The sequence below is a fragment of the Microbacterium sp. NPDC057407 genome (genome assembly GCF_042803895.1).
Taxonomy (GTDB): domain Bacteria; phylum Actinomycetota; class Actinomycetes; order Actinomycetales; family Microbacteriaceae; genus Microbacterium.
The window spans coordinates 763,647-785,893 of the sequence record NZ_JBHVCA010000001.1 but is presented as its reverse complement, the minus strand read 5'-3'; the positions used below and the strand labels follow the sequence as shown (position 1 = coordinate 785,893).

At 70.7% G+C, this 22,247-nt stretch carries 20 protein-coding genes; 11 read left to right on the top strand and 9 right to left on the bottom strand.

Annotated elements, in window-relative coordinates:
- The first annotated feature begins 2 nt into the window (after positions 1 to 2).
- The 3 genes from ACFUTX_RS03790 to ACFUTX_RS03780 are packed head-to-tail and all read left to right on the top strand — an operon-like array spanning position 3 to position 4,053.
- Positions 3 to 1,187 (top strand): carbohydrate ABC transporter permease, encoded by a 1,185-nt coding sequence (locus ACFUTX_RS03790; protein ID WP_378860849.1) that lies wholly within the window; start codon positions 3 to 5, stop codon positions 1,185 to 1,187.
- Positions 1,184 to 2,095, top strand: coding sequence for a carbohydrate ABC transporter permease (locus tag ACFUTX_RS03785; RefSeq protein WP_378860848.1), 912 nt, complete (start codon positions 1,184 to 1,186; stop codon positions 2,093 to 2,095). Before ACFUTX_RS03790 ends, ACFUTX_RS03785 begins: the two co-directional genes overlap by 4 nt.
- The gene (locus ACFUTX_RS03780; protein WP_378860847.1) at positions 2,092 to 4,053 is read left to right on the top strand and encodes a glycogen debranching N-terminal domain-containing protein; all 1,962 of its coding nucleotides are present in this window, start codon (positions 2,092 to 2,094) and stop codon (positions 4,051 to 4,053) included. Before ACFUTX_RS03785 ends, ACFUTX_RS03780 begins: the two co-directional genes overlap by 4 nt.
- Positions 4,054 to 4,105: 52 nt before the next feature.
- On the opposite strand, the gene ACFUTX_RS03775 is transcribed toward ACFUTX_RS03780, so the two are convergent.
- Positions 4,106 to 4,582 carry a YbaK/EbsC family protein gene (locus ACFUTX_RS03775; RefSeq protein ID WP_378860846.1) on the bottom strand — a complete coding sequence of 159 codons (477 nt, stop codon included), beginning with the start codon at positions 4,580 to 4,582 and terminating at the stop codon, positions 4,106 to 4,108.
- A gap of 248 nt (positions 4,583 to 4,830) precedes the next feature.
- Here ACFUTX_RS03775 and ACFUTX_RS03770 point away from each other — a divergent pair, with 248 nt between their 5' ends.
- Both ACFUTX_RS03770 and ACFUTX_RS03765 read left to right on the top strand, forming a co-directional pair.
- Positions 4,831 to 5,970 (top strand): Glu/Leu/Phe/Val dehydrogenase dimerization domain-containing protein, encoded by a 1,140-nt coding sequence (locus ACFUTX_RS03770; RefSeq protein WP_378860845.1) that lies wholly within the window; start codon positions 4,831 to 4,833, stop codon positions 5,968 to 5,970.
- A 117-nt stretch (positions 5,971 to 6,087) separates the two neighbouring features.
- Complete coding sequence (locus ACFUTX_RS03765) at positions 6,088 to 6,849, top strand: ZIP family metal transporter (protein ID WP_378860844.1); 762 nt, start codon at positions 6,088 to 6,090, stop codon at positions 6,847 to 6,849.
- Between the two features lie 33 nt (positions 6,850 to 6,882).
- Here ACFUTX_RS03765 and ACFUTX_RS03760 read toward each other — a convergent pair whose 3' ends face one another.
- The 3 genes from ACFUTX_RS03760 to ACFUTX_RS03750 all read right to left on the bottom strand — a co-directional run bounded on the left by ACFUTX_RS03760 (position 6,883) and on the right by ACFUTX_RS03750 (position 10,467).
- Positions 6,883 to 8,199 (bottom strand): DUF222 domain-containing protein, encoded by a 1,317-nt coding sequence (locus ACFUTX_RS03760; RefSeq protein ID WP_378860843.1) that lies wholly within the window; start codon positions 8,197 to 8,199, stop codon positions 6,883 to 6,885.
- A gap of 93 nt (positions 8,200 to 8,292) precedes the next feature.
- Positions 8,293 to 9,138: a MerR family transcriptional regulator gene (locus ACFUTX_RS03755; RefSeq protein ID WP_378860842.1), complete on the bottom strand. Its 846-nt coding sequence runs from the start codon at positions 9,136 to 9,138 to the stop codon at positions 8,293 to 8,295.
- A 78-nt stretch (positions 9,139 to 9,216) separates the two neighbouring features.
- Positions 9,217 to 10,467 carry a glutamyl-tRNA reductase gene (locus ACFUTX_RS03750; protein ID WP_378860841.1) on the bottom strand — a complete coding sequence of 417 codons (1,251 nt, stop codon included), beginning with the start codon at positions 10,465 to 10,467 and terminating at the stop codon, positions 9,217 to 9,219.
- A 59-nt stretch (positions 10,468 to 10,526) separates the two neighbouring features.
- On the opposite strand from ACFUTX_RS03750, the gene hemE reads away from it, so the two are divergent.
- The 6 genes from hemE to hemL all read left to right on the top strand — a co-directional run bounded on the left by hemE (position 10,527) and on the right by hemL (position 16,782).
- Positions 10,527 to 11,585, top strand: a complete 1,059-nt coding sequence (gene hemE / locus ACFUTX_RS03745) for a uroporphyrinogen decarboxylase (RefSeq protein WP_378860840.1) — start codon at positions 10,527 to 10,529, stop codon at positions 11,583 to 11,585.
- Positions 11,578 to 12,798: a protoporphyrinogen/coproporphyrinogen oxidase gene (locus ACFUTX_RS03740; RefSeq protein ID WP_378860839.1), complete on the top strand. Its 1,221-nt coding sequence runs from the start codon at positions 11,578 to 11,580 to the stop codon at positions 12,796 to 12,798. Before hemE ends, ACFUTX_RS03740 begins: the two co-directional genes overlap by 8 nt.
- A gap of 60 nt (positions 12,799 to 12,858) precedes the next feature.
- Entirely contained in the window at positions 12,859 to 13,551 is a 693-nt protein-coding gene (hemQ, locus tag ACFUTX_RS03735; RefSeq protein WP_378860838.1) for a hydrogen peroxide-dependent heme synthase, read from the top strand.
- Complete coding sequence (gene hemC, locus ACFUTX_RS03730; protein ID WP_378860837.1) at positions 13,548 to 14,459, top strand: hydroxymethylbilane synthase; 912 nt, start codon at positions 13,548 to 13,550, stop codon at positions 14,457 to 14,459. The genes hemQ and hemC overlap by 4 nt, the downstream gene beginning before the upstream one ends.
- Positions 14,460 to 14,542: 83 nt before the next feature.
- Positions 14,543 to 15,469, top strand: coding sequence for a porphobilinogen synthase (gene hemB, locus ACFUTX_RS03725; RefSeq protein ID WP_378861054.1), 927 nt, complete (start codon positions 14,543 to 14,545; stop codon positions 15,467 to 15,469).
- Positions 15,466 to 16,782, top strand: coding sequence for a glutamate-1-semialdehyde 2,1-aminomutase (gene hemL / locus ACFUTX_RS03720; protein WP_378860836.1), 1,317 nt, complete (start codon positions 15,466 to 15,468; stop codon positions 16,780 to 16,782). The genes hemB and hemL overlap by 4 nt, the downstream gene beginning before the upstream one ends.
- Here hemL and ACFUTX_RS03715 read toward each other — a convergent pair.
- The 5 genes from ACFUTX_RS03715 to ACFUTX_RS03695 form a co-directional block, all read right to left on the bottom strand.
- Positions 16,766 to 17,161 (bottom strand): hypothetical protein, encoded by a 396-nt coding sequence (locus ACFUTX_RS03715; RefSeq protein WP_378860835.1) that lies wholly within the window; start codon positions 17,159 to 17,161, stop codon positions 16,766 to 16,768. The genes hemL and ACFUTX_RS03715 overlap by 17 nt on opposite strands.
- Positions 17,162 to 17,302: 141 nt before the next feature.
- On the bottom strand, positions 17,303 to 19,009 hold the full coding sequence (locus ACFUTX_RS03710) for an alpha-amylase family glycosyl hydrolase (RefSeq protein ID WP_378860834.1): 1,707 nt from the start codon (positions 19,007 to 19,009) through the stop codon (positions 17,303 to 17,305).
- Positions 19,010 to 19,085: 76 nt separating this feature from the next.
- A complete protein-coding gene (locus ACFUTX_RS03705; RefSeq protein WP_378860833.1) occupies positions 19,086 to 19,997 on the bottom strand; it encodes a carbohydrate ABC transporter permease in 912 nt (303 codons plus the stop codon).
- Positions 19,994 to 20,908 (bottom strand): carbohydrate ABC transporter permease, encoded by a 915-nt coding sequence (locus ACFUTX_RS03700; protein WP_378860832.1) that lies wholly within the window; start codon positions 20,906 to 20,908, stop codon positions 19,994 to 19,996. The genes ACFUTX_RS03705 and ACFUTX_RS03700 overlap by 4 nt, the downstream gene beginning before the upstream one ends.
- Complete coding sequence (locus ACFUTX_RS03695; RefSeq protein ID WP_378860831.1) at positions 20,905 to 22,179, bottom strand: ABC transporter substrate-binding protein; 1,275 nt, start codon at positions 22,177 to 22,179, stop codon at positions 20,905 to 20,907. The genes ACFUTX_RS03700 and ACFUTX_RS03695 overlap by 4 nt, the downstream gene beginning before the upstream one ends.
- Positions 22,180 to 22,247 lie beyond the last annotated feature (68 nt).

Below are 22,247 nucleotides of genomic sequence, written 5' to 3'. Positions count from 1 at the left end.
CCATGACCGCGACAGCGACGGCGTCGCCCCGTTCCCGGAGCCCCCGCACGGGGCTCCGGGGCGGGGAGACGCTGGCCGGGTGGTTGTTCACCGGTCCCGTCCTCCTCATCCTCGGCGTCTTCCTCCTGATCCCCGTCCTCATGGCGCTGTGGGTCAGCCTCTCGGACTGGAGCGGGCGCGGGAGCCCGTTCTCCGGCGACGTGAACTTCGTCGGTCTGCAGAACTACGCCGCCGTCACGGTCGACGGCGGGCTGGCCACGCGAGACTTCGGCATCGCGCTGCGCAACAACGCGTGGTACGTGCTGCTCGTGGTGCCGCTGCAGACCGCGCTGGCCCTGTTCCTGGCGATCCTCGTCAACCGTGCGATCCTCCGCGGCCGCGGCTTCTTCCGCACGGCGTTCTACTTCCCCTCGGTGACGAGCACCGTCGCCATCACCGTCCTGTGGCTGTTCCTGTTCTCGGCCTCGGGCGTCGTCAACGAGATCCTGTCGTGGATCGGGATCAACGGCCCCAATTGGTTCTTCGATCCCAGCGGAATCATCCACAACGGGCTCGCGTCGATCGGCATCACCGAGGGACCGGCCGTCCTCACCGACAACGACTTCCTCGGCCTCTCCTGGTGGCAGTGGCTCGCCGGCCCGTCGGTCGCCATGACCGCGCTCATCTTCATGGCGGTCTTCACCACGAGCGGCACCTTCATGCTCCTGTTCGTCGCGGCCCTGCAGAACATCGGCGGCGAGATCCAGGAGGCGGCCATGATGGACGGCGCGAACGGGTGGCAGCGCTTCTGGCGAGTCACCCTCCCCCAGCTGCGCCCCACCCTGTTCACCGTGATCACCCTGGGACTCATCGGCTGCTGGCAGGTCTACGAGCAGATCTACACGGGCACTCAGGGGGCGCCGGCCAAGACGACCATCACCCCCGCGTACCTGTCCTACACGTCGGCGTTCCTGGATCAGGACTGGGGCATCGGGGCGGCGATCTCGTTCATCCTGTTCGCCATCATCGTGGTGTTCACCGTCTTCCAGCGCTGGGTGCTCCGCGAGCGGCCCGTCTCCAAGCGCCGCGCGCGGCAATACCAGCTGCCGACGCGCCCCGCCACCACGACTCCGGCGGTCGCGGCATCCGCCCGGGTGCCCACCGTCGCGGATCCCGCGGACGACATCGATGAGGAGGACGCACGATGACCGGTACGACGCTGTCCGAGTCGCTGGTGCTCAATCAGGATCAGCCGCGAGGAGCCAGGCCGACGCGTCAGCGCATCCTGTCCAGGCGCGTCGTGTGGCAGATCCTGCTGTACGTGCTGCTGATCATCCTGGCGCTGATCTACATCTATCCGTTCCTGGTCCAGGTGGCCACGTCGTTCAAGACCGAGGCCGAAGCCGCCGCCGACCCCATCTCGCTGATCCCGCAGACCATCACCTTCGCCGCTTACGAGCGGTTGTTCGGCCGGAGCGACTACCCCGTGTGGTTCGCCAACTCCGCGATCGTGACGATCTGCGTGACTCTCGGCCGGGTGTTCTTCGTGTCGCTCGCCGGCTACGCGCTGGCTCGCCTGCACTTCCGGGGCCGCGGGATCGTGTTCGCCGCGGTCATCGCCGTGATGGCGGTGCCCGGAGTCGTGCTGCTCATCCCGAAGTTCCTCGTGATCAACCAGCTGGGCATGTACGACTCGTACGCCGGCATGATCATCCCCCTCCTGGTGGACGCGGCGGGCGTGTTCATCATGAAGAACTTCTTCGAGTCGATCCCGGTCTCCGTCGAGGAGCAGGCGCGCATCGACGGGGCGGGCACGTTCCGCATCTTCTGGTCGGTCGTGCTGCCGATGGCCCGGCCCGCGCTGATCACGATCGTGATCCTCTCCTTCCAGGGATCGTGGAACGAGTTGACGCACTTCATCGTGTCGACCCAGTCGCCCGAGCTGACGACCCTCACGAAGGGCGTCGCCTCGCTGGCGGCGAATCAGCTGGGTCAGGGGCAGCAGTATCCGATCAAGCTCGCGGCAGCAGCCATCATGACCATTCCCGTCGCGGTGATGTTCTTCATCTTCCAGCGGCACATCATGAACACCTCCGAAGGAGCAGTCAAGGGATGACTCCCACCCCCGACCAGTCCATTCCGGCTCCTCCCCTGCAGCCGTTGCTGAGCGACGCCGTGATCGCCCTCCGCGCCCCGACCCAGGTCTGGTCCGGTGCGGACGGCGACCTCGGAGGTCGCGCCATCGACGGCGTGTACCACGGCGACGTGCGCTATATCCGGGCGCTGTCGGCGTCGTGCGGGGAGTCGCCGATCGAGTGGATCTCGGTCGCGCCCGACGGACCGTCGCGCGTGGTGTTCGGCGGGCTGCTGCGCGGCGTCGACGACCCGACGCCCGACCCGAAGGTGCGGCTGCTGCGCGAGCGCGTGGTCACCGACGGCGCGGTGGCCGAGACCTGGACCGTGCAGTCCCGGCTCGCCGATCCGCTGCGGGCCGTGCTGTCGGTGCGCGTGGAGCCCGAGTTCGCCTCGCTGCATGACGTGAAGAGCGGGCTCGCGGTCGCCGAGCCGCACGAGATCACCGTGTCGGATGCCGCCGCCCGCGCGACGTCGGGCCGTCGGACGCTCGATCTGCGGGCCACGGGCGCCACGGTGACGGAGTCGGACGGCGCCGTCGTGGCGGAATGGACGGTCGAGGTGGCTGCCGGCGGATCGGCGGAGGTGTCGTTCACCGTCGACATGGCCGACCCGTCGATGGTGGTCCGCGGCGCGAGCGGACCGTGGCGCGGCACGGCCGCGCGGCGGGAGCCGACGTCGCAGCCGCGCCTGGACCGGTGGCTGGACACCGCCCTGGGCGACCTCGACGCCCTGCGGCTCGTGACCGTAGACGGCGATGATGGTGGCGCTGATCCGGGCGAACACGGCGACCGCGGGGGCGACGAGTTCTTTGCTGCCGGCGCGCCGTGGTTCTTCACCCTGTTCGGCCGCGATTCGCTGTGGGCGGCTCGGCTCGCGCTCTCGGTGGACGCCGGGATCGCGGCATCCACTCTTCGCGTCCTCGCCCGGATGCAGGGAACGCAGGACGATCCCGCGACCGCGCAGGAGCCCGGCAAGATGCTGCACGAGCTGCGCGCATCGGCGCTCGAGATGCCGAACGAGGGCATCGTGCTGCCGCCGCAGTACTACGGCAGCGTCGACTCCACGCCGCTGTGGGTCTGCCTGCTCGCCGACGCGTGGCGCGCCGGGATGCCCGCCGACGAGGTCGTCGCGCTCCTCCCTGCCCTCCGAGGAGCGCTGCGGTGGATCCTCGAGCACGGCGACAGCGACGGGGATGGCTTCCTCGACTACATCGACCGCACCGGCAGGGGGCTCGCCAACCAGGGCTGGAAGGACTCCGGCGACTCCATCCAGTGGCGGGACGGGCGGCTCGCCCAAGGACCGATCGCGCTGTGCGAGGTGCAGGGCTACGCCTACGAGGCAGCACTCGCGGGGGCGGACCTGCTCGACGAGTTCGGCAATGACGACGAGGGCGTGCTCGCCCCGGGCGCTCTGCGCGAGTGGGCGGCGACGCTGCGTCGAAGATTCCGCGAGTCGTACTGGGTCACGACTCCCGAAGGGCGTTACCCCGCCGTCGCGCTGGACCGCGACAAGCGGCCCGTCGACACGCTCACGAGCAACGTCGGTCATCTGCTGGGCACCGGCATCCTCGACGCAGCCGAAGAGCGAGAGGTGGCGGACCTGCTGCTGGGTCCGTTGATGTCGTCCGGATTCGGCGTCCGCACCATGTCGACGGGCGCGGCAGGGTACTGGCCGCTGTCGTATCACGGTGGCAGCGTCTGGACGCACGACACCGCGATCATCGCGCGAGGACTGCACCGCGCCGGACTGGACGATCACGCGCACGCGGTGGCCGACGGTCTGCTGGCCGCCGCCGAGGGATTCGGCTATCGCGTGCCGGAGCTGCACTCGGGCGACAGCGCCGCGGAGTCGTCGGTGCCGACGCCGTACCCCGCCGCGTGCCGGCCGCAGGCGTGGTCGGCGGCGGCGGCCGTCACGTGCCGCGAGATCCTCGGCTGAAGCGCGGTGATCCTGCCCCAGGGTGGACGGGTCGGGCTCCGAGACGAGACTCTCAGTCGACCTTGGCGACGGTGCCGCCGGTGAGGCGCACGAGCTCGTCGTAGGTCAACGGGAAGACGGTGTGCGGGGTGCCCCCGGCAGCCCAGATCTCGTCGAATCCCGCGAGGTCTTCGTCGATGACGGTGACCAGCGGCCGCGGATGTCCCGTCGGCGCGACGCCGCCGATGGCCTGGCCCGTCGCCTCCCTGACCTGCTCGGGGGTCGCCCGGGTGATGGAGGTGCGGCCCAGGCGGTGGGCGAGGGCGGCCGTGTCGACGCGGTGCGCCCCGCTCGTCATCACGAGGAGGGGTTCGCCGTCCGACCAGAAGACCAGGCTGTTCGCGATCGCGCCGACCTCGATCCCGAGGGCGGCTGCGGCGAGAGCGGCGGTGGATGCGGCATCCGGCAGCACCACGATGTCACCGGCGATGCCGGCGGCGCGCAGGGAGTCGTGGACGAGGCGGCTGCGTGCGGGAAGGTGCTCGGTCACCCGCTCAGCCTAGGGCGGGTGTGCGGGCGGGCGGGCCCAGGTCGGTGTCGGCGCGCGGACACGGGGTGGCTCTCGAACGCCAGAGTGGGGCGTGCTGATCGTCTGAGATCAGACGCCATGCTCAGTTTGCTCAAGGACCGGCGGCGAGGTTGAACAGATCGCGTCGCGGTGGTGCAATGAGAGCGGATGCCGCAAAGCCGCGGCATCCGCAGCGCACTGCCCACAAGGCCCGCCGAAGGAAGAACGCGATGACGCACACCCTGCCCACCCTGCCCACCCCGCCCACCCTGTCGACCCTGCCCACCCGGCCCACCCTGTCGACCCTGCCCCTGCCCGACTTCACGCACGAGCGCGTGGAGGTGGTCGCCGGACGGCGCAGCGGTCTGTTCATCGTCGTCGCGCTGCACTCCTCCGTGCTCGGTTCGGCCCTCGGCGGCGCTCGGCTGTGGTCGTACCCGCAGTGGAGCGACGCGCTGGGCGACGCACTGCGGCTGTCGGCGGCGATGACCCTCAAGAACGCCGCAGCGGGCCTGGACGCCGGCGGCGGAAAGTCGGTGATCGCGCTCCCCGAGGGAACGGTGCTTGATGCGGAGCGACGCCGGGCCGCCTTCCTCGATCTCGGCGACGCCGTCGAGTCGCTGAACGGCCTGTACCGCACGGCGGAAGACGTCGGCTCGACCACGGACGACATGCTCGTGGTCAGCGAACGGACCGAGCACGTCGTCGGGCTGCCCGACGCCGTCGGCGGTTCGGGTGAGCCGGCCGGGCCGACCAGCCTCGGGGTCTACGAGTCGCTGCGGGCGACGCTGGAGCGCGCGACGGGATCGAACGAACTCGCCGGCCGGCGCATCACCGTGTCGGGTCTCGGGCAGGTCGGGAGCCGCCTCGCGGTGCGCCTCGCCGCGGAGGGGGCGGTGCTGACCGTGACGGACGTGAACCCGGCGAAGCGCGACCTCGCTGCGGAACTCGGCGCGCACTGGAGCGTGCCCGGCGAGGAGCACCTGGTTCCGGCCGACGTCTTCGTGCCCGCCGGGATCGGCGGGCTGCTCACCGACGACGTCATCGACGCGCTGGACGCGAAAGCGGTCTGCGGCCCGGCGAACAATCCGCTGGCCGCACGACACGGTGCCGACCGGCTGGCTGCTCGCGGCATCCTGTATGCGCCCGACTTCGTCGTGAACGCCGGCGGCGTCATCTACCTCGATCTCGAGGCGAAGAAGCTCGGAACGCGGGCGGAGATCATGGACCGGGTGGCGCGCATCGGAGACACCGTCCGTCGAGTCTTCGACGAAGCGGAAGCCCGCGGCGTCACGCCCCTCGAGGCGGCCGAAGGACTCGCCGCCGAGCGGCTGGCAGCCGGAGGGCTGTCGCACGGGCTGACCCGCTGAGCCGACGGGACGCGCAGCGCTGGTCGGCGCCCAGTTCGATCGCGCGTCGCCCGGGGCGCTGAGGGCCGCGCGGCGTGGGCGCAACCGGCGCGGTTTGCGCGGGTCTAGGTTGGCGCCATGGACGGTGTGTGGCTCGCGGCGATCAGCGGCCTGATCGGCGGCGGCACCCTTCTCGTCGGCGCCGCGGTGGCGTGGTTCGTCGACATTCCGCAGCGCGTCGTGGCGGGCATCCTGGCGCTCGGCGCGGGCGTGCTCATCTCGACGCTCGCGTTCGAACTCGTGGAGGAAGCGGCGGACGACGGTGGCCTCATCCCGACCGTCGCCGGTTTCTTGGCCGGCGCCATCATCTACATCGTGGCCGACTGGCTGGTGTCGCGTCCGAAAGAGCCGAGGACCAGCCGGCCGGCGAACATCGTGGCGCGGCGAAGCGGCGCCCGACTGGCGGGCGGCTCGGGCGTGGCGATCGCGATCGGCGCACTGATCGACGGCATCCCCGAGTCGATCGTGATGGGACTCTCGGTCCTGCAGGGCGGGATCAGCATCCCGATCGTCGCGGCGATCGCGATCAGCAACTTCCCCGAAGGTCTCGGGTCGACGGCGGCCCTCAAGCGAAGCGGGTCATCGGCGGCATCGATCGCTCGGCTGTGGCTGTCGATCGCGGCCGTCACCGTGGTGGCTGCCGTCGTCGGATACGTCGCATTCCAGGCGGCGCCACCCGCCCTCATCGCCTTGATCACGACGATCGCAGCAGGAGGTCTGCTCGCGATGGTGTGCAACACGATGATCCCCGAGGCGTTCGACGAGCAGCAGGCGCTGACCGGTCTTTACGCGACCATCGGCTTCTTGGCGGCGTTCACCTTGCATGAGGTCGCGGGATAGGACCGCCCCCGGCTGGATCCGCCGGCGGCAACGTCAGAACGGAGCCGGTCCGGCAGACGGACGGAACACGGGAACCACCCGCCGAGGCGGCACGACGTACTGGCGGCCCGACGGCGAGGTCCACCGCAGCGCCCCACCGCCGCCGTCGTGCTCGACCGCCCAGGCACTGTGGTGCTTCACGGTGTGGTGACCCTTGCAGAGCGGCGCCAGGTTCGTGATCGCCGTTTCGCCGCCGTGCTGCCAGTCGATGGTGTGATCGATCTCGCAACGGGATGCGGGCACGCCGCATCCGGGAGCCATGCACCGGTCGGCCCGCCACTTCACGAGTCGTCGCAGGTCGGCGGGCGGGCTGTAGTGATCGCGGCCCACCGACAGGACCGCCCCGGTCTCGGGATGAGTGAGCACCCGCATCCATCGACCGTCTCCACCGCACAGTTCGCGGGCCCGAGAAAGCGGAATCGGACCGAGGCCCTCGACCGTGGCGGGTGCCGGAGCCGCGGAATCGTCGTCGCCCAGCAGAGTCAGAACCGGCACGGTGACGGCCACCGTCGCGCGAACTCCCCGCGCGACGTCAGGCAGCACGGCTGTGTCGCCGTCGATCAACAGGTCGCCGAGCACGTCAGCACGGATCTGGTCGAGCGTCCGCACGTCGGCGTCCTCGGGCGTCGCGCCACGGCTCTCGCGCGCGGCGATCGCCTTCGCCATGCCGGTGAGACGCGAGTGGATGGCGTGCGCTTCGACGGCGGGAAGGTATGCCGTCAGCCACGCCATCCCGTCATCCACGGTCTCGATGGCCACCCGGCGCCGGGTCAGCGCCTCACGGTGTCGCGCTTCCAGCGTGCGCGATCGCACGGTGTCGATGAGCCGTCGAAGCGAACGGCGGAAGGTGCCGACCGCCTCGGCCTCCATCAGCGGCAGCGCGCGCTCGACGACGGCGGGTCGGTGCTCGGGCTCCACCTCCCTCATGGCGTCGACGAAATGCTCGACGTGCTGCTCGGTCGTGCGCGCGCGATCCAACGACTCCAAGACCTGCGGGAACTCGTGGACCAGCACGTATGCCCGGGCCATCAGACCTCCCGCGACATGCTCGGTCACCCGCAACGCGGCCGCCAGCTCGAGCCGGACGCCGCGCTCGACCACGTCAGTGGCGGTGAACCCCTGAGCCTCGGCATCCGCCACCGCGTCACGACGCAGCGCCTCGACGCGACGGAGGCGCTGCGCGGCGAACACCGAGATCATGGACGCGACCTCCACCACGAGATCGACGGGGTCGGGAATGGGGACATGATCTTCGGGGTCGAAATCGTCGAAAGATGGGTCGAGCGGTCGGTCGGGATCATCGAGCGGCATGTCACCATGCTAGTACATAAGTACGACATAACAATGCTGATGCGACCGCTCTATCGAACATCACGACGATTGACCCGACCGTACGGCCGAAGGTCACCCCTCCTCCACCCGTGCGACCGGCGCCACCAGATCGGTGACCCACTCGGACTGCGGCCGATCGACCGGAGCATGGAGGTACACCTCGCGGACCGGCCCGACGACCTGGTACCCGTCTTCGACGATCCGCTCGAAGAGCGCCATCCACGACCTCCCGATGCTCGGCATGTCACCTCGGTGCGTGAGAATCGCGGCCGTCTCCAGGCGGGGCAGTTCCACCACCTCGTACCCGTCTGCGGGGCGCGGCGGCTGTTCGGCGGTGAACGCGACGTGGACGCTGAGCTCCTCGGAGTCGGGAACCGACTCGTACCAGAACACGCCCGGTTCCAGGGGCTCTCCCCCGGCCGTCTCGATCGCGCCGATCAGGCGCCCCAGCAGCGGGTCGATGACCGGCGAGACGTTCTCGGGCCCCATGCCGGGCGCCCGGCCGTGGACGGCGTAGACGGTGACGGGCTCGATGCCGCGGTATTCGACAGTGGTCGACATGATGTCGGTTCCTTCCAGACGACGGAGACGTTCGTCGATGTGCGAGATCCGCTCGCTGTCGCTCGCGATGGACGCTTCCAGCTCGGCGCGTCGACGCACGAGGAGGTCGTGCAGCGCGGCCGACGAGTCGGATGCCGACAGGACGCCGGCGATCTCGTCCAGCCCGCACCCGAGGTGGCGCAGCTCGACGATGCGCAGGAGCGCGCCGAGTTGATCCGGGGCGTAGTGCCGGTACCCGGTGCGGTCGTCGACGCGCGCGGGCTGCAGCAGTCCGATCGCGTCGTAGTGCCGCAGCATCCGCACGCTCACGCGCCCGAGGGCGGCGAACTCTCCGATGGTGTACATGGTGGAGACCACGCTCGACCCTGACACAGCGTGAGAGTCAAGCGGAAGCGCGATGCGGCCCCGGATCGACCGACCGGACCGACCAACGCGTCAGGCGATGCGCGGCGACCAGGCGTCGCCGGCCGTGGGCGCCGTCTCTTCGACGGTCAGGCCGTGCAGCGTCTCGAGCGCCCTGCGCGCTTCGTCGATGCGGCCCTCGACCGCGAGCTCTCGGATGCGCACCGAGGGGCGATGCAGCAGCACCCCGGCGAGGTGGCGCAGCGCCGCCTCGGTCTCGTCGCCCGCACCCCGGGCCCGTGCGCGGGCGATCTCGGACTCGACGATCCCGAGCACCTCGCTGCGCAGCGCGGTGATCGCGGGACCGGCTTCACGGTCGGCGGCGAACTCGGTGGCGGCGTCGCCCACGATGGCGCGCGCGTCGGAGTGCGCACTGAACTCGTCGAGCGGCGCGTGCAGACGGATGGTCTCGAGATCGAGCAGCTCGACCCCGTCGACGCGCCCCACGGCGGGATCGACGTTGCGCGGCAGACCGAGGTCGATGACGAGCACACGGTGGCCGGGCGTGAACGCGTCGGCGTGCACGACCGCGTCGGCCGTGCAGGTGATGACGACGTCGGCGTCGGCGGCCGCCACGCCGAAGTCCTCGACGGGCACGAGACCGTGCTTGGCCGCGAAAGCGCTCGCGCGCCCCGAGGGCGAGAAGACGCGGATGTCGGCCGCGCCGCGGGCGCGGACCGCCTCGACCGTGCGGGAGGCGTAGCGCCCGGTGCCCACGATGATGACCCGGGCCGCAGACCAGTCCGCGATGCGGCTGGACGCGAGCTCGAGCGCGAACCGCACGAGCGACCGGTGGGTGCCGCGCAGTCCGGTGCGATTGCGGATGCCGCGGCTGGTGTGGGTCGCCTTCTGGAAGAGGCGCTCCAGCTCACCGCTGGTCGTGCCCTCGGCCCGCGCGGTGTCGAGTGCGCGCCGCACCTGACCCGAGATCTCGTCTTCGCCGACGACCACGGACTCGAGACCGCTCGTCACGGCGAAGAGGTGGGCGGCGGCATCCGGTCCCTGATGGACGGCGACGGACGAGCGCAGCAGGTCGACCGGGATGTCGGATGCTTCGGCCATCGCCTCGACGACGGATTCGACCGCGACCGCTTCGCCTCCGGTGAGCGGCTCGTCGATGTCGAGGTAGGCCTCGAAGCGGTTGCAGGTGGCGAGCACCACCGCGCCGGCGACGAACAGCTCGTCGTCGACCAGGGCGCGGGTGGCCGTCGGTGCCCCCTGAGAGAGTCGCTCCAGGACTTCGAGACTCGCGTTCCGATGGTTCGCGGTGAGACAGAGGAGCACACATCCATGTTAAGGCACCCCGGGAGTGCCGGTCGAAGCGGACGCCTAAGGTTGTCTCCGTGCCCCTGGAAGAATCGCACCCGACCCTCGCCGACGGCTACGTCGCGCCGCCGCTGATCCGCGCCTACCGCGGCGAGCGCCCCGAGACGACGCCGGTGTGGTTCATGCGGCAGGCGGGCCGATCGCTCCCCGAGTATCGCGAGCTGCGGATGGGGACCGACATGCTGGACGCCTGTCTTCAGCCCGAGCTGGCGAGTGAGATCACGCTGCAGCCGGTGAGGCGGCACGGCGTCGATGCGGGCATCTTCTTCAGCGACATCGTGATCCCGGTGAAGCTCGCCGGGGTGGATGTGCGGATCGTCCCCGGCCGCGGGCCGGTGCTGGCGGAGCCGGTGCGCACGGCCGCCGACGTGGCGTCGCTGCCCCCACTGGATCCGGCCGCACTGGAGCCGATCCGCGAGGCCGTGCGACGGACCGTCGGCGAGCTCGGTTCCACTCCCCTGATCGGATTCGCGGGGGCGCCGTACACGCTCGCCTCGTACCTCGTGGAGGGCGGCCCGTCGAAGGAGCAGCTCACGACCCGCGCCCTGATGCACTCCGAACCCGAGACGTGGCATGCCCTGCTGTCGTGGTGCGCGGACGTGACCGGCGCGTTCCTCGAAGCTCAGCTGGAGGCCGGCGCGTCGGCCGGCCAGCTGTTCGACTCGTGGGCGGGCTCGCTCAGCCTCGCCGACTACACGACCCACGTCGCGCCGCACTCGGCCCGCGCCCTCGAGCGCGCCCGGGCGCTCGGCGTGCCGCTCGTGCACTTCGGCGTCGGCACGGGCGAACTGCTCTCGGCGATGCACGCCGTCGGCGTCGACGTGATGGGCGTCGACTGGCGCCTCCCGCTCGATGAGGCGTCCCGCCGCGTCGGCGCCGACGTCCCGCTCCAGGGCAACATCGACCCCGCTCTGCTCGCCGCGCCGTGGCGCGTGCTCGAAGCCCACGTGCGCGACGTGCTCGAGCGAGGACGCGCGGCGCGGGCGCACGTGGTCAATCTCGGTCACGGCGTGCCGCCGGAGACCGACCCGACGGTGCTCACCCGGGTGGTGGAACTCGTTCACGCGCATGGCTGACTTCACCGTCGTCGGCGGCGGCGTCGCCGGTCTGGTGGTCGCCCGCAGGCTCGCCCTCGCGGGCGCGGACGTGGTGGTGTTCGAGGCATCCGATCGCCTCGGCGGCCCGGTCGCACGGCACGAGGTCGCCGGCATCGCGCTCGACGCCGGAGCGGAGAGCTTCGCCGTCCGCGACGGCACGGTGGCGGCGCTCCTTCGCGAGGTGGACCTCGCCGACGACGTCGTGGCGCCGCGCCCCGGGCCGGCATGGCTGCAGCCGGCCTCCGGCGACCCCGTGCCGCTCCCCGCGACCGCGCTCCTCGGCATCCCCGCGAACCCGCTCGCCGACGACGTCGTGCGTGTCGTCGGCCGCCGCGCCGCCCTTCGGGCGGCCGAGCTCGACGCCGAGCCGCTCGCGCCGGACTGGGCGACACGGAGCCTCGGCGGACTCATCCGCACGCGGATGGGCGACGACATGCTGGAGCGGCTCGTGGCTCCCGTCGTGCATGGCGTGCATTCGCAGCATCCGGACACCCTCCCCCTGTCGCGTGCGCACCCCAGGCTCCCCGACGAGGTGGCCCGGACCGGGTCGCTCGCGGGCGGCGTCGGAGCGCTGCGCGAGGCCGCTCCCCCGGGCGCGGCGGTCGCGGGCATCCGCGGGGGCATGCACCGCCTCGTGACCGCCTTGGCCGCCGACGTGACCGAGAACGGGGGCGCCATCCGACTGCGGACGCGCGTGGACGACCCGTCGACGCTGACCGGTCGCGTCGTCGTGGCGGCAGCCGACTTCACGGGGGTCGCGCCGTCCGGACGACGGATCGACCTCGTCACCCTGGTCGTGGAGCAGGGAGAATTGGATGCCGCGCCCCGCGGCAGCGGGATGCTCGTCGCGACGGGGGCTCCGGTGCACGCCCGAGCGCTGACGCACGCGACCGCCAAGTGGGAGTGGCTGCGGCACGCGGCGGCCGGCCGGCACGTCCTGCGCCTGTCGTACGACGAGACGCCGGACGACCCCGTGGCGACCGCGCGCGCCGACGCCGAGACCCTGCTGGGGGTGGAGCTGCCGGTCGTGGCCGGCTCTGCGGTCGTCAGCTGGACGCGCCCGGCCGGGGACGAGGCATCCGGTGTCGTCCCGGGGGTCGAGGCGGTCGTCGGCGAGACGGTCGCGGGGTCGGGCCTGGCAGGCATCGTCGCCCACGCCGAGCGGACCGCCGCCGCCCTCCTGGCGCGCTGACCGCCCGGCGGGGCGCCGTCCGTCCACACGCGGCCGACCGCCCCTCCCCGGGATGAAACAATGGAAGTCATGAGCGACAACTCGGCTGCCCCCACGACCGAGAAGGAGGTGCTCGGCTACACGCTGTGGGCCGTGTTCCGCCGAGACCCCTCCCGCCCCGCCCCCGCGGGCGATCTGACCGCCGCGGTCGCCGAGGTCGAAGCATCCGGCGTCACCGTGCGCGGGTGGTACGACGTGTCGGGCCTCCGGGCCGACGCCGACCTGATGGTGTGGCTGCACGGCACCGAACCCGAGGTGCTCCAAGCCGGGCTGCGCACCCTGCGGCGCACTCAGCCCCTCGCCTCGCTGCTGCCCGTGTGGAATGCGATGGGCGTGCACCGCGACGCCGAGTTCACGGCGAGCCACCTCCCCGCGTTCATGCGCGGAAAGGACGCGGAGGCCTGGCTCACCGTCTACCCGTTCGTGCGCTCGTACGAGTGGTACATCCTCCCCGAGGAGGAGCGTCGCGCGATGCTCGGCGAGCACGGGCGCAAGGGATCGCAGTACCGCCAGGTGCTCGCCAACACCGTCGCCTCGTTCGCGCTCGGCGACTACGAGTGGATCCTGGCGCTCGAGGCCCCCGAGCTGGTCGACCTCGTCGACCTCATGCGTCACCTCCGCCAGACCGAGGCGCGCCGGCACGTCCGCGAAGAGGTCCCTTTCTTCACCGGTCGCCGCATCGGCCTCGACGAGGTCGCCGAGGTGCTGGCGTGACGACGCTGCGCATCGGCACGCGAGGCAGTGCGCTCGCACTCACCCAGACGGGCATGGTGGCCGACGATCTCGCCGATGCGACCGGCGTGACGACCGAGCTGGTCACGATCACGACCGACGGCGACCGCTCGAACGAGCCTCTCTCCCGCGCGGGCGGCACCGGCCTCTTCACCGGCGCTCTGCGCGACGCACTTCTCGACGATCGCTGCGACCTCGTCGTGCACTCGCTGAAAGACCTGCCGACCGCACCTCACGACCGACTGGTGGTCGCAGCGATGCCCGCCCGCGAAGATCCGCGCGATGCCCTCTGCGCCCGCGACGGTCTCACCCTCGACGAGCTGCCCGAGGGCGCTCGGGTGGGCACCGGCTCCCCTCGGCGCATGGCCCAGCTGCGGGCGCGACGGCCCGACATCGAGGTGGTCGACATCCGCGGCAACGTCGACACCAGACTGGGCCGTGTCGCCCCCGGCGACCTCGATGCGGTGATCCTGGCCGCAGCCGGCCTGCGGCGCCTGGGCCGGATGGATGTCGTCACCGAACTGCTCGACGCCGACCGCTGGCCGACCGCTCCCGGCCAGGGCGCCCTCGCGGTCGAGGTCCGCCACGGCGACGAAGACCTCGTGCGGGCGCTCGACCACGCCGAGACGCGCGCCGCGGTCGAGGCGGAGCGCGGCGTGCTGGCACTCCTCGAGGCCGGCTGCTCCGCTCCCGTCGGCGCTCGCGCCGTGGTCGACGCGGGCCTGCTGCTGCTGTCGGCGAGCGTGTACAGCCTCGACGGCGCGACCGTGCTCACGTCCTCCCACGCCACGACCTGGCCCGATGACGACGCGCCGATCGACGTCGCCCGGGCCGTCGCCGGCGAACTGCTCGACCGCGGCGCCGCCGACCTCACCGGAGCGCGCCCGTGAGCATCCTCGACGACGACCGCTTCTCCCGCGCCGCGGGCGCCGGCCCCGCGTTCCGGCCCCGGCGCCTCCGTGCCACGCCCGCGATGCGGCGACTCGTGGCAGAGACGCGTCTGCACGCGGCCGACCTCGTCCTTCCGATGTTCGTGCGCGAAGGAGCGGGCGACCCCGTGCCGATCTCCTCGATGCCGGGTGTCGTGCAGCACACGACCGAGAGCCTCAAGCGCGCGGTGGCGGATGCCGCGGCCGCCGGCATCGGCGGAATCATGCTGTTCGGCGTGCCCGAGCACAAGGACGCGACGGGCACCGGCGCGACAGACCCCGACGGGATCCTCAACGTCGCCACGCGGATCGCCGTGGCCGAGGCGGCCGACGCGCTTGTCGTGCAGACCGACCTGTGCCTCGACGAGTTCACCGATCACGGCCACTGCGGTGTGCTCGACGCGGACGGGTACGTCGACAACGACGCCACCCTCGAGCGCTACCGCGCCATGGGCATCGCCCAGGCCGAGGCGGGGTCGCAGCTGCTGGGCCTCAGCGGCATGATGGACGGCCAGGTCGCCGCCGTCCGCGACGCCCTCGACGGTGCCGGTTACGGCAACACCCCGATCCTGGGCTACGCCGCGAAGTACGCGTCGGCCTTCTACGGACCGTTCCGCGAGGCGGTGCAGTCCTCGCTCCAGGGCGACCGCCGCACCTACCAGCTCGACGCCGCGAACCGCCGCGAAGGTGCACTCGAGATCGACCTCGACATCGCCGAGGGCGCCGACATCGTGATGGTGAAGCCGGCGATGAGCTATCTCGACGTGCTCGCCGACGCCGCCGCCTCCAGCACGGTCCCGGTTTGGGCGTATCAGGTGTCGGGCGAGTACGCGATGATCGAGGCCGCCGCAGCCCACGGCTGGATCGACCGTCGCCGCGCGATCGAGGAATCGGTGCTCGGCATCCGGCGTGCGGGCGCCGACGCCGTGCTGACCTACTGGGCTGTCGAGCTGGCGGGATGGATCCGATGACCACGAACGTGCAGGAATTCGAGCGCGCGCGAAGCGCGATGCCCGGCGGGGTGAACTCGCCCGTGCGCGCCTTCGGCTCGGTCGGCACCACACCGCGCTTCTTCGTCTCAGCGTCGGGACCCCGCGTGACCGACGTCGAGGGGCGCGAATACGTCGACCTCGTGGGCTCGTGGGGTCCCGCGATCCTCGGGCACGCTCACCCGGCCGTCGTCGAGGCGGTCCAGGATGCCGCGGCCCGCGGCCTCGGCTTCGGAGCCTCCACCCCCGGCGAGACGCAGCTCGCCGAGCTGATCGCCTCCCGCGTCGCCCGCGACGGAGTCCGCCCGATCGAGCGGGTGCGCCTGGTCTCGACCGGCACCGAGGCGACCATGACCGCGATCCGCCTCGCGCGCGGAGCGACCGGACGCGACCTGGTGGTGAAGTTCGCCGGCCACTACCACGGCCACTCCGACGGGCTGCTCGCCGAAGCGGGATCGGGCGTCGCGACCCTCGCCATGCCCGGCTCTGCGGGCGTGCCGACCGCCGTCGCCGCACAGACGCTGGTGGTGCCGTACAACGACCTCGACGCGCTGCGCGAGGTGTTCGCCGCGCGCGGTTCCGACATCGCCGCGATCATCGTCGAGGCCGCACCGGCCAACATGGGCATCGTGCCGCCCGCGCACGGCTTCAACGCCGCCATCGCCGACCTCGCCCACGATCATGGTGCCCTGCTGATCCTCGACGAGGTGCTGACCGGCTTCCGGGTCGGGCCCGCGGGCTGGTACGGGATCGACCCGGTGCCGTTCTCCCCCGACCTCATCACGTTCGGCAAGGTCGTCGGCGGTGGGCTGCCCCTCGCGGCCCTCGGCGGACCGACGGCTCTCATGGAGCTCCTCGCACCGCTCGGCCCGGTCTACCAGGCGGGCACGCTCAGCGGGAACCCGCTCGCGGTCGCCGCGGGTCGCGCGACGCTCGAGCATCTCGACGCCGCAGCGTACGCCCGCATCGACGCTGCCGCCGCGACGATCGCGGACGCCGCGGCATCGGCCCTCGCCGACGCCGGGGTCACCCACGTCGTGCAGCGCTCGGGCAACCTGTTCTCGATCCAGTTCACGGCGACCGCACCCACCGACTACGCGACCGTGAAGGCCCAAGAGGCGTTCCGCTACCCGCCGTTCTTCCGCGCCATGCTCGACCAGGGCGTCTCGCTGCCGCCCTCGGTCTTCGAAGCGTGGTTCGTCTCGGCCGCGCACAACGATGACGCCGTCGGCCAGATCGTCGACGCGCTGCCCGCCGCCGCGCGGGCGGCCGCCGCGGCTATACGGCCGGGGTGAGCTCGCCCGCACCGGTCGCGATGACGAACGACAGCGCGGCGAGCACGATGCACACCGGCACCATCGTGTAGCGCTCGGGCTTGCTCCGTGAGATGGCGTTCATCCCGATGCCGAGCACGAAGTAGCCGAAGACGACCCACATGGCGACCTCAGAGAACGGTTCGGGGAAGACGTCGACCGCCCCGACCCGGTCCCATGCGATGAGGTCGATCAGCGCGTAGATCAGGATCGACACCGCGCTGCCGATGCGCAGGCGCGCGGGCAGCACCCGGTGCTGGCCGCCCCAGGCGAAGCGGCCGATCGGCGCCCCCAGCACGAGGGCCAGCTGAAACAGCGAGAGCAGAGCGAGGACGACGGTCAGGGCGAGCGCGAAGGGCACGGTCTTCACCGTAGCGTCCCGCACCGCTCGCCCCGCACCGCTCGTTCCGGCACCGTGGCACCGGTCACGAGAGAGACGGATGCCTCGGCCCCCGCAATCGGGTGGCCGAGGCATCCGCTCCTCGCTGACGGCCCCCCGGCGTCAGTCCTCCAAGCCGTCCGGCGCGAGCCAGGCCGTCGTCTCCCCCGGAAGCTCGCCATCGGCAGCCGGGCCGCTCGAGAGCACGACGCGACCGCCGTCGAGGGCGTAGGGCTCGGTGCCGAAGTTCGTCACGATCTGCCACCCGTTGGGGCGCGCGAACCGCAGCACGTCGTCGCGGCCCGTCTCGATCCACTCCAGGCGCTCACCGGTCTGCAACCGCTCGCGCAGATGCAGCGCGCGGCGGTACAGGTTCAGCGTCGAGCCCGGATCGGCGTCCTCGACATCGACGGCGTACCGCGCGAACCACTCGGGCTGCGGAAGGTGCGCATCGCCGCCGCCGAAGCCGAACGAGGCGCCGTCACCCGTCCACGGCAGTGGGACGCGGCATCCGTCACGCCCGATCTCCTCGCCGTGCGTGCGGAAGAACGTCGGGTCCTGCCTCTCGGACGCGGGGATGTCGGCCACTTCATGCAGGCCGAGCTCCTCGCCCTGGTAGATATAGGTCGATCCGGGCAGGCCGAGGATGAACAGCGTCGCGGCGGTCGCCCGGCGCAGGCCCTTCTCGCGGTCGAGCAGCGCCTCGTCGCCGCCGTTGAGCAGCCACTCGCCGCCGTGGCGGACCGGTGCCGTCGACTCGGGGCTGGGCGCGGGGAGACCGTACCGGGTGGCATGCCGCACCACGTCGTGGTTCGACAGCACCCACGTGCTCGACGAGCCGGACTCCGCCGCCAGGGCCAGGTTGCTCGAGATGATCGAGCGGAACTCGCCCGCGTCGAACTCGGCTTCGAGCAGGTCGAAGTTGAACGCCTGACCCAGGCTCTCGGGCCGCGCGTACAGGTGGATGCGCGACGGGTCGACCCACGCCTCGGCCACCGCGGTTCGCGGCGGGTCGTACGAGTCGAAGACCGTCCGCCACTCGGCGTAGATCTCGTGGACGTCGTCGCGGTCGATCAGCGGGTGGCTGCCGTCGCGGGGAAGCAGCTCGAGCTCCTGCCGCGTCGGGAGCGGCTCGGTCAGGTCCTTCGTGAGCATGTGGGCGACGTCGATGCGGAAACCGTCGACACCGCGGTCCGACCAGAACCGCAGCGTGGTGAGGAAGTCCTCGTGCACGTCGGGGTGGTCCCAGTTGAGGTCGGGCTGCTCGGTCGCGAAGTTGTGGAAGTACCACTGACCCGGGCTGCCGTCCGGTTCCTCCACGCGCGTCCACGCGGGACCGCCGAAGACCGAGACCCAGTCCGTGGGCGGCTCGGCGCCGTCGGGCCCGGTGCCCTCGCGGAAGATGTAGCGCTCGCGAGCGGCGGAGCCGCGGCCGGCGGCGAGCGCCTCCTGGAACCACGCGTGCTGGTCGGAGGTGTGGTTCGGCACGATGTCGACCACGACCTTGATCCCGCGCGCGTGGAGCGCGGACAGCATGGCGTCGAAGTCGTCGAGGGTTCCCAGCCGAGGGTCGACGTTGCGGTAGTCGGCCACGTCGTACCCGCCGTCCGCGAGCTCGGACGGGTAGAAGGGGCTCAGCCACACGGCGTTGATGCCGAGCTCGGCGAGATAGTCGACGCGCGAGGTGATGCCGGGGAGGTCGCCGAGCCCGTCGCCGTTCGAGTCGGCGAAGCTGCGGGGGTAGATCTGGTAGACCACGGCTTGACGCCACCACTGGGGAATCGTGTTCGCGAGGGCGGTGTCGGGCGCGAGGTCGGTGGAGGTTGTCACAGGGTGCAGATCCTTTCGTGTGCTGTCGTGACGGTGGTTCTGGAGAACGGGATATCAGAAGGGCGGATGCTCCGCCTCAGCCCTTGACGGCGCCCTGGGTCACGCCCTCCATCACCCATCGCTGGGTGAAGAGGTAGGCGACGATGGCGGGAGCCATGGCCATGAGGTACGAGGCGAACGCCACGTTGTAGTTGTTGCTGAACTGCGTCTGGAACAGGTTCTGCCTCACCGGCAACGTCTGCAAGGCCGGGTCGGAGATGATGAGCGACGGCATCATGAAGTCGTTCCACGCGTACAGGAAGGCGAAGATGCCGACCGTGGCGCTCATCGGCGCCAGGAGCGGGAAGATCAGCCTCCAGAAGGTCTGCCACGTCGTGGCGCCGTCGATGCGCGCGCTCTCCTCCAGCTCGATCGGGATCGATCGCAGGAACGCCGTGAACAGCAACACGCTGAAGCTGAGCTGGAACATCGTGGCGAGGATGATCACGCCGAACGGGTTGTCGAGTCCGACGCGGCCGGTGAGCTGGATCTGCGGCAGGGCCACGACCGGGAAGGGGATGAACATCGCCGCGAGCAGGTAGAAGAACGAGTACCGAAAGAGCCGCCGGTCCCAGTTGCGCACGATCGCGTACGACGCGAACGCCGCCAGGACGATCGTCGCGGCGACGGTGCCCGCGGTCACGAGGAGCGAGATGGCCGCGCCGACCGGGAACTTGGTGAGGTTCCAGGCCTGGACGAATCCGTCGATGCTGAACGGGGCGGGAAGCGAGAACGCGTTGCCGTCCACGGCCTGTCCGGTCGTCTTGAAGGCCATCGAGACGGTGACGTACAGCGGCAGCAGCACGGTGACCGCGCACAGGATCAGGATGACGGTCCACGACCAGTTGGGTCGCTCCATCTTGGGGCGTTTGGCGGGCCGCTTGCTCTGCAGCCCGAGTGACACGTCGGCTTGCTCGAAGGCGAGCGCCGGCTGGCTGGTGACGGTCATGCGAGCTGGTTCCTTCCGCGGGTGAGGGAGAGCTGGAGCAGCGAGATGAGGACGGCGACGATGAAGAAGATGGTCGCGTTGGCCATCTGGTAGGCGTAGTCGCCGCCGTTGAAGCCGGCGATGATCGTCATCGCGATGCTGCGCGTCGCGGTGCCGGGTCCGCCGTTGGTCAGGCCGACGATGATGTCGTACGCGTTGAGGAAGCCCTTGAAGCCGAGGATCACGTTGATGACGACGTAGCCGGCCACGAGCGGCAGGGTGATGCGGAAGAGCTGCTGCGCCTTCGACGCTCCGTCGATGTCCGCCGCCTCGTACACCTCGCCGGGGACCGACAGCAGGCCCGCGATGTAGATGAGGAGCGTCCCCGGGATGGCCTGCCACGCGGTGACGATGACGATCGCCACCCAGGCGAGATCGGGATTCGCGAGGAGGCTCGTCTCGAGCCATCCGATCCCCAGCGCCGACCCGGCCGCCGGGATCGAGTTGGAGAAGAGGAAGTTGAAGACGTAGGCGATGATGATGCCCGAGATCACCATGGGGATCACGAAGATGGTCCGCAGGCCGGTCTTGAAGCGGATGCGCGAGGTCAGCCCCACCGCGAGGAGGAACGCGAACACGTTGACGGTGATGACCGTCGCGATCGCGAAGCCGAAGGTGAACAGGTAGCTCTGCAGGATGGCCGGGTCGCTGAAGAGGGCGATGTAGTTCGTCAGCCCGATGAAGTTCCAGTCGCCGATGCCGATGGAGTCGGTGAAGCTGAAGAAGATGCCGATCACACCGGGGACGGTGATGGCCAGCGTGAACAGCACGAGACTCGGCAGCAGGAAGAGGTAGTAGATCGGCTCGACCTTGCGGCTGCTGCGCCGCGCTCTGCGGTCGCCGCCGGTGACGATGGTGGTGGTGGTGGTCACTTCGAGGACTCCTTCGTCTCGAGGGACGGCGCGGGCTGACGGAAGGCCAGGCGCGCCCAGTCCTGGTCCATCGTGCGGAGGACGGACTCGGGTTCCGCGCCGAACACCATCGCCTGCGTGTAGTTGAAGACCGGGATCGTCTTGGGGACGAGCACCGACGGACCCTGATAGACCTGTCCGTTGTCGTAGTACTCCTGCATGCCCTCGATGCGGGGATCGTCGGGCGGCGCGGCTCCTTCCGTGGGGGCGAAGCCCAGCTGCGACGCGTTGTAGGCCTCGATGATCTCGGGCTGATAGAGGTACTCGAGGAAGTCGCGGGCCGCCTCCTGATGCCGCGAACCCTCAGGGATCATCGCGGCCAGGTCCATGTTCACCCGCACCGCGAGATCCGACGGGTCGTCGGTCATGGGCAGGGGGAAGGTGCCCAGCTCGAGGTCGGGCGCCGACTTCGCGATCTCGCCGAACGCCCACGGCCCCTGGAGGTACATCGCCGCCTCGCCGTTGGCGAAGGCGAGGTTGCCGTCGCCGTATGCGCGACTCTCCGCGTCGTCGTTGACGTAGGTGCTCGCCAGTTCGAGCATCTTGTCCATCGGGTCGGCGAAGTCCTTCTGGAACGACACCTCGGAGCCGGGGCCGACCTCGGTCCCCTCCTCGGCCAGGCCGCTGAAGAAGTCGATGACATCGAGGGAGCCCCCGGCCGCGTAGTCGTACCAGCCCTGACCCACCGTCCAGTCGTCCTTGAAGGTCGCGTAGAACGGCGTGATCCCGGCATCCTGAAGCGTCTGGCACACCTCGATCAGCTCGTCCCACGTCGTGGGGACCTCGAGCCCGTTGTCTTCGAAGATCTGCGTGTTGTAGATGACGGATGCCGCCATCACGGAGTACGGCAGCGCGCTGACGCGTCCCTCGCACCGGCCGTACTGATCCATGAGCGGCTGCAGGTCTTCGCGCGTGCTCGCGGCGGCCTCGGTGTCGGAGAGGTCGGTGAGCGCGCACCGCTGCACGAACCTCGCCACCTCGTAGTTGTAGTTCGCGAGCATCAGGTCGGGCGGGTTGCCGCGCACGAAGCTGGCCGACACCACGTCGACGCCCGAGGTGTCCATCTCGACGCGGACGTCGTCCTGCGAGGCGTTGTAATCCGCGACGACGCCCTGCATGAACTCCAGCGCCTCCCGCTTGCTGAACGTGAAGCGGATGGTCTCGCGCCCGTCGGCCGAGCACCCCGCGAGGAGCGCCGCACCCAGGACCGCCACCGCCGCTCCGGCGATCATTCGTCTTGCCGATCTCGACACCGTCGTCCTCCACACGCTTCGTTGCGCTGACATTGTCCGAGAGTAGA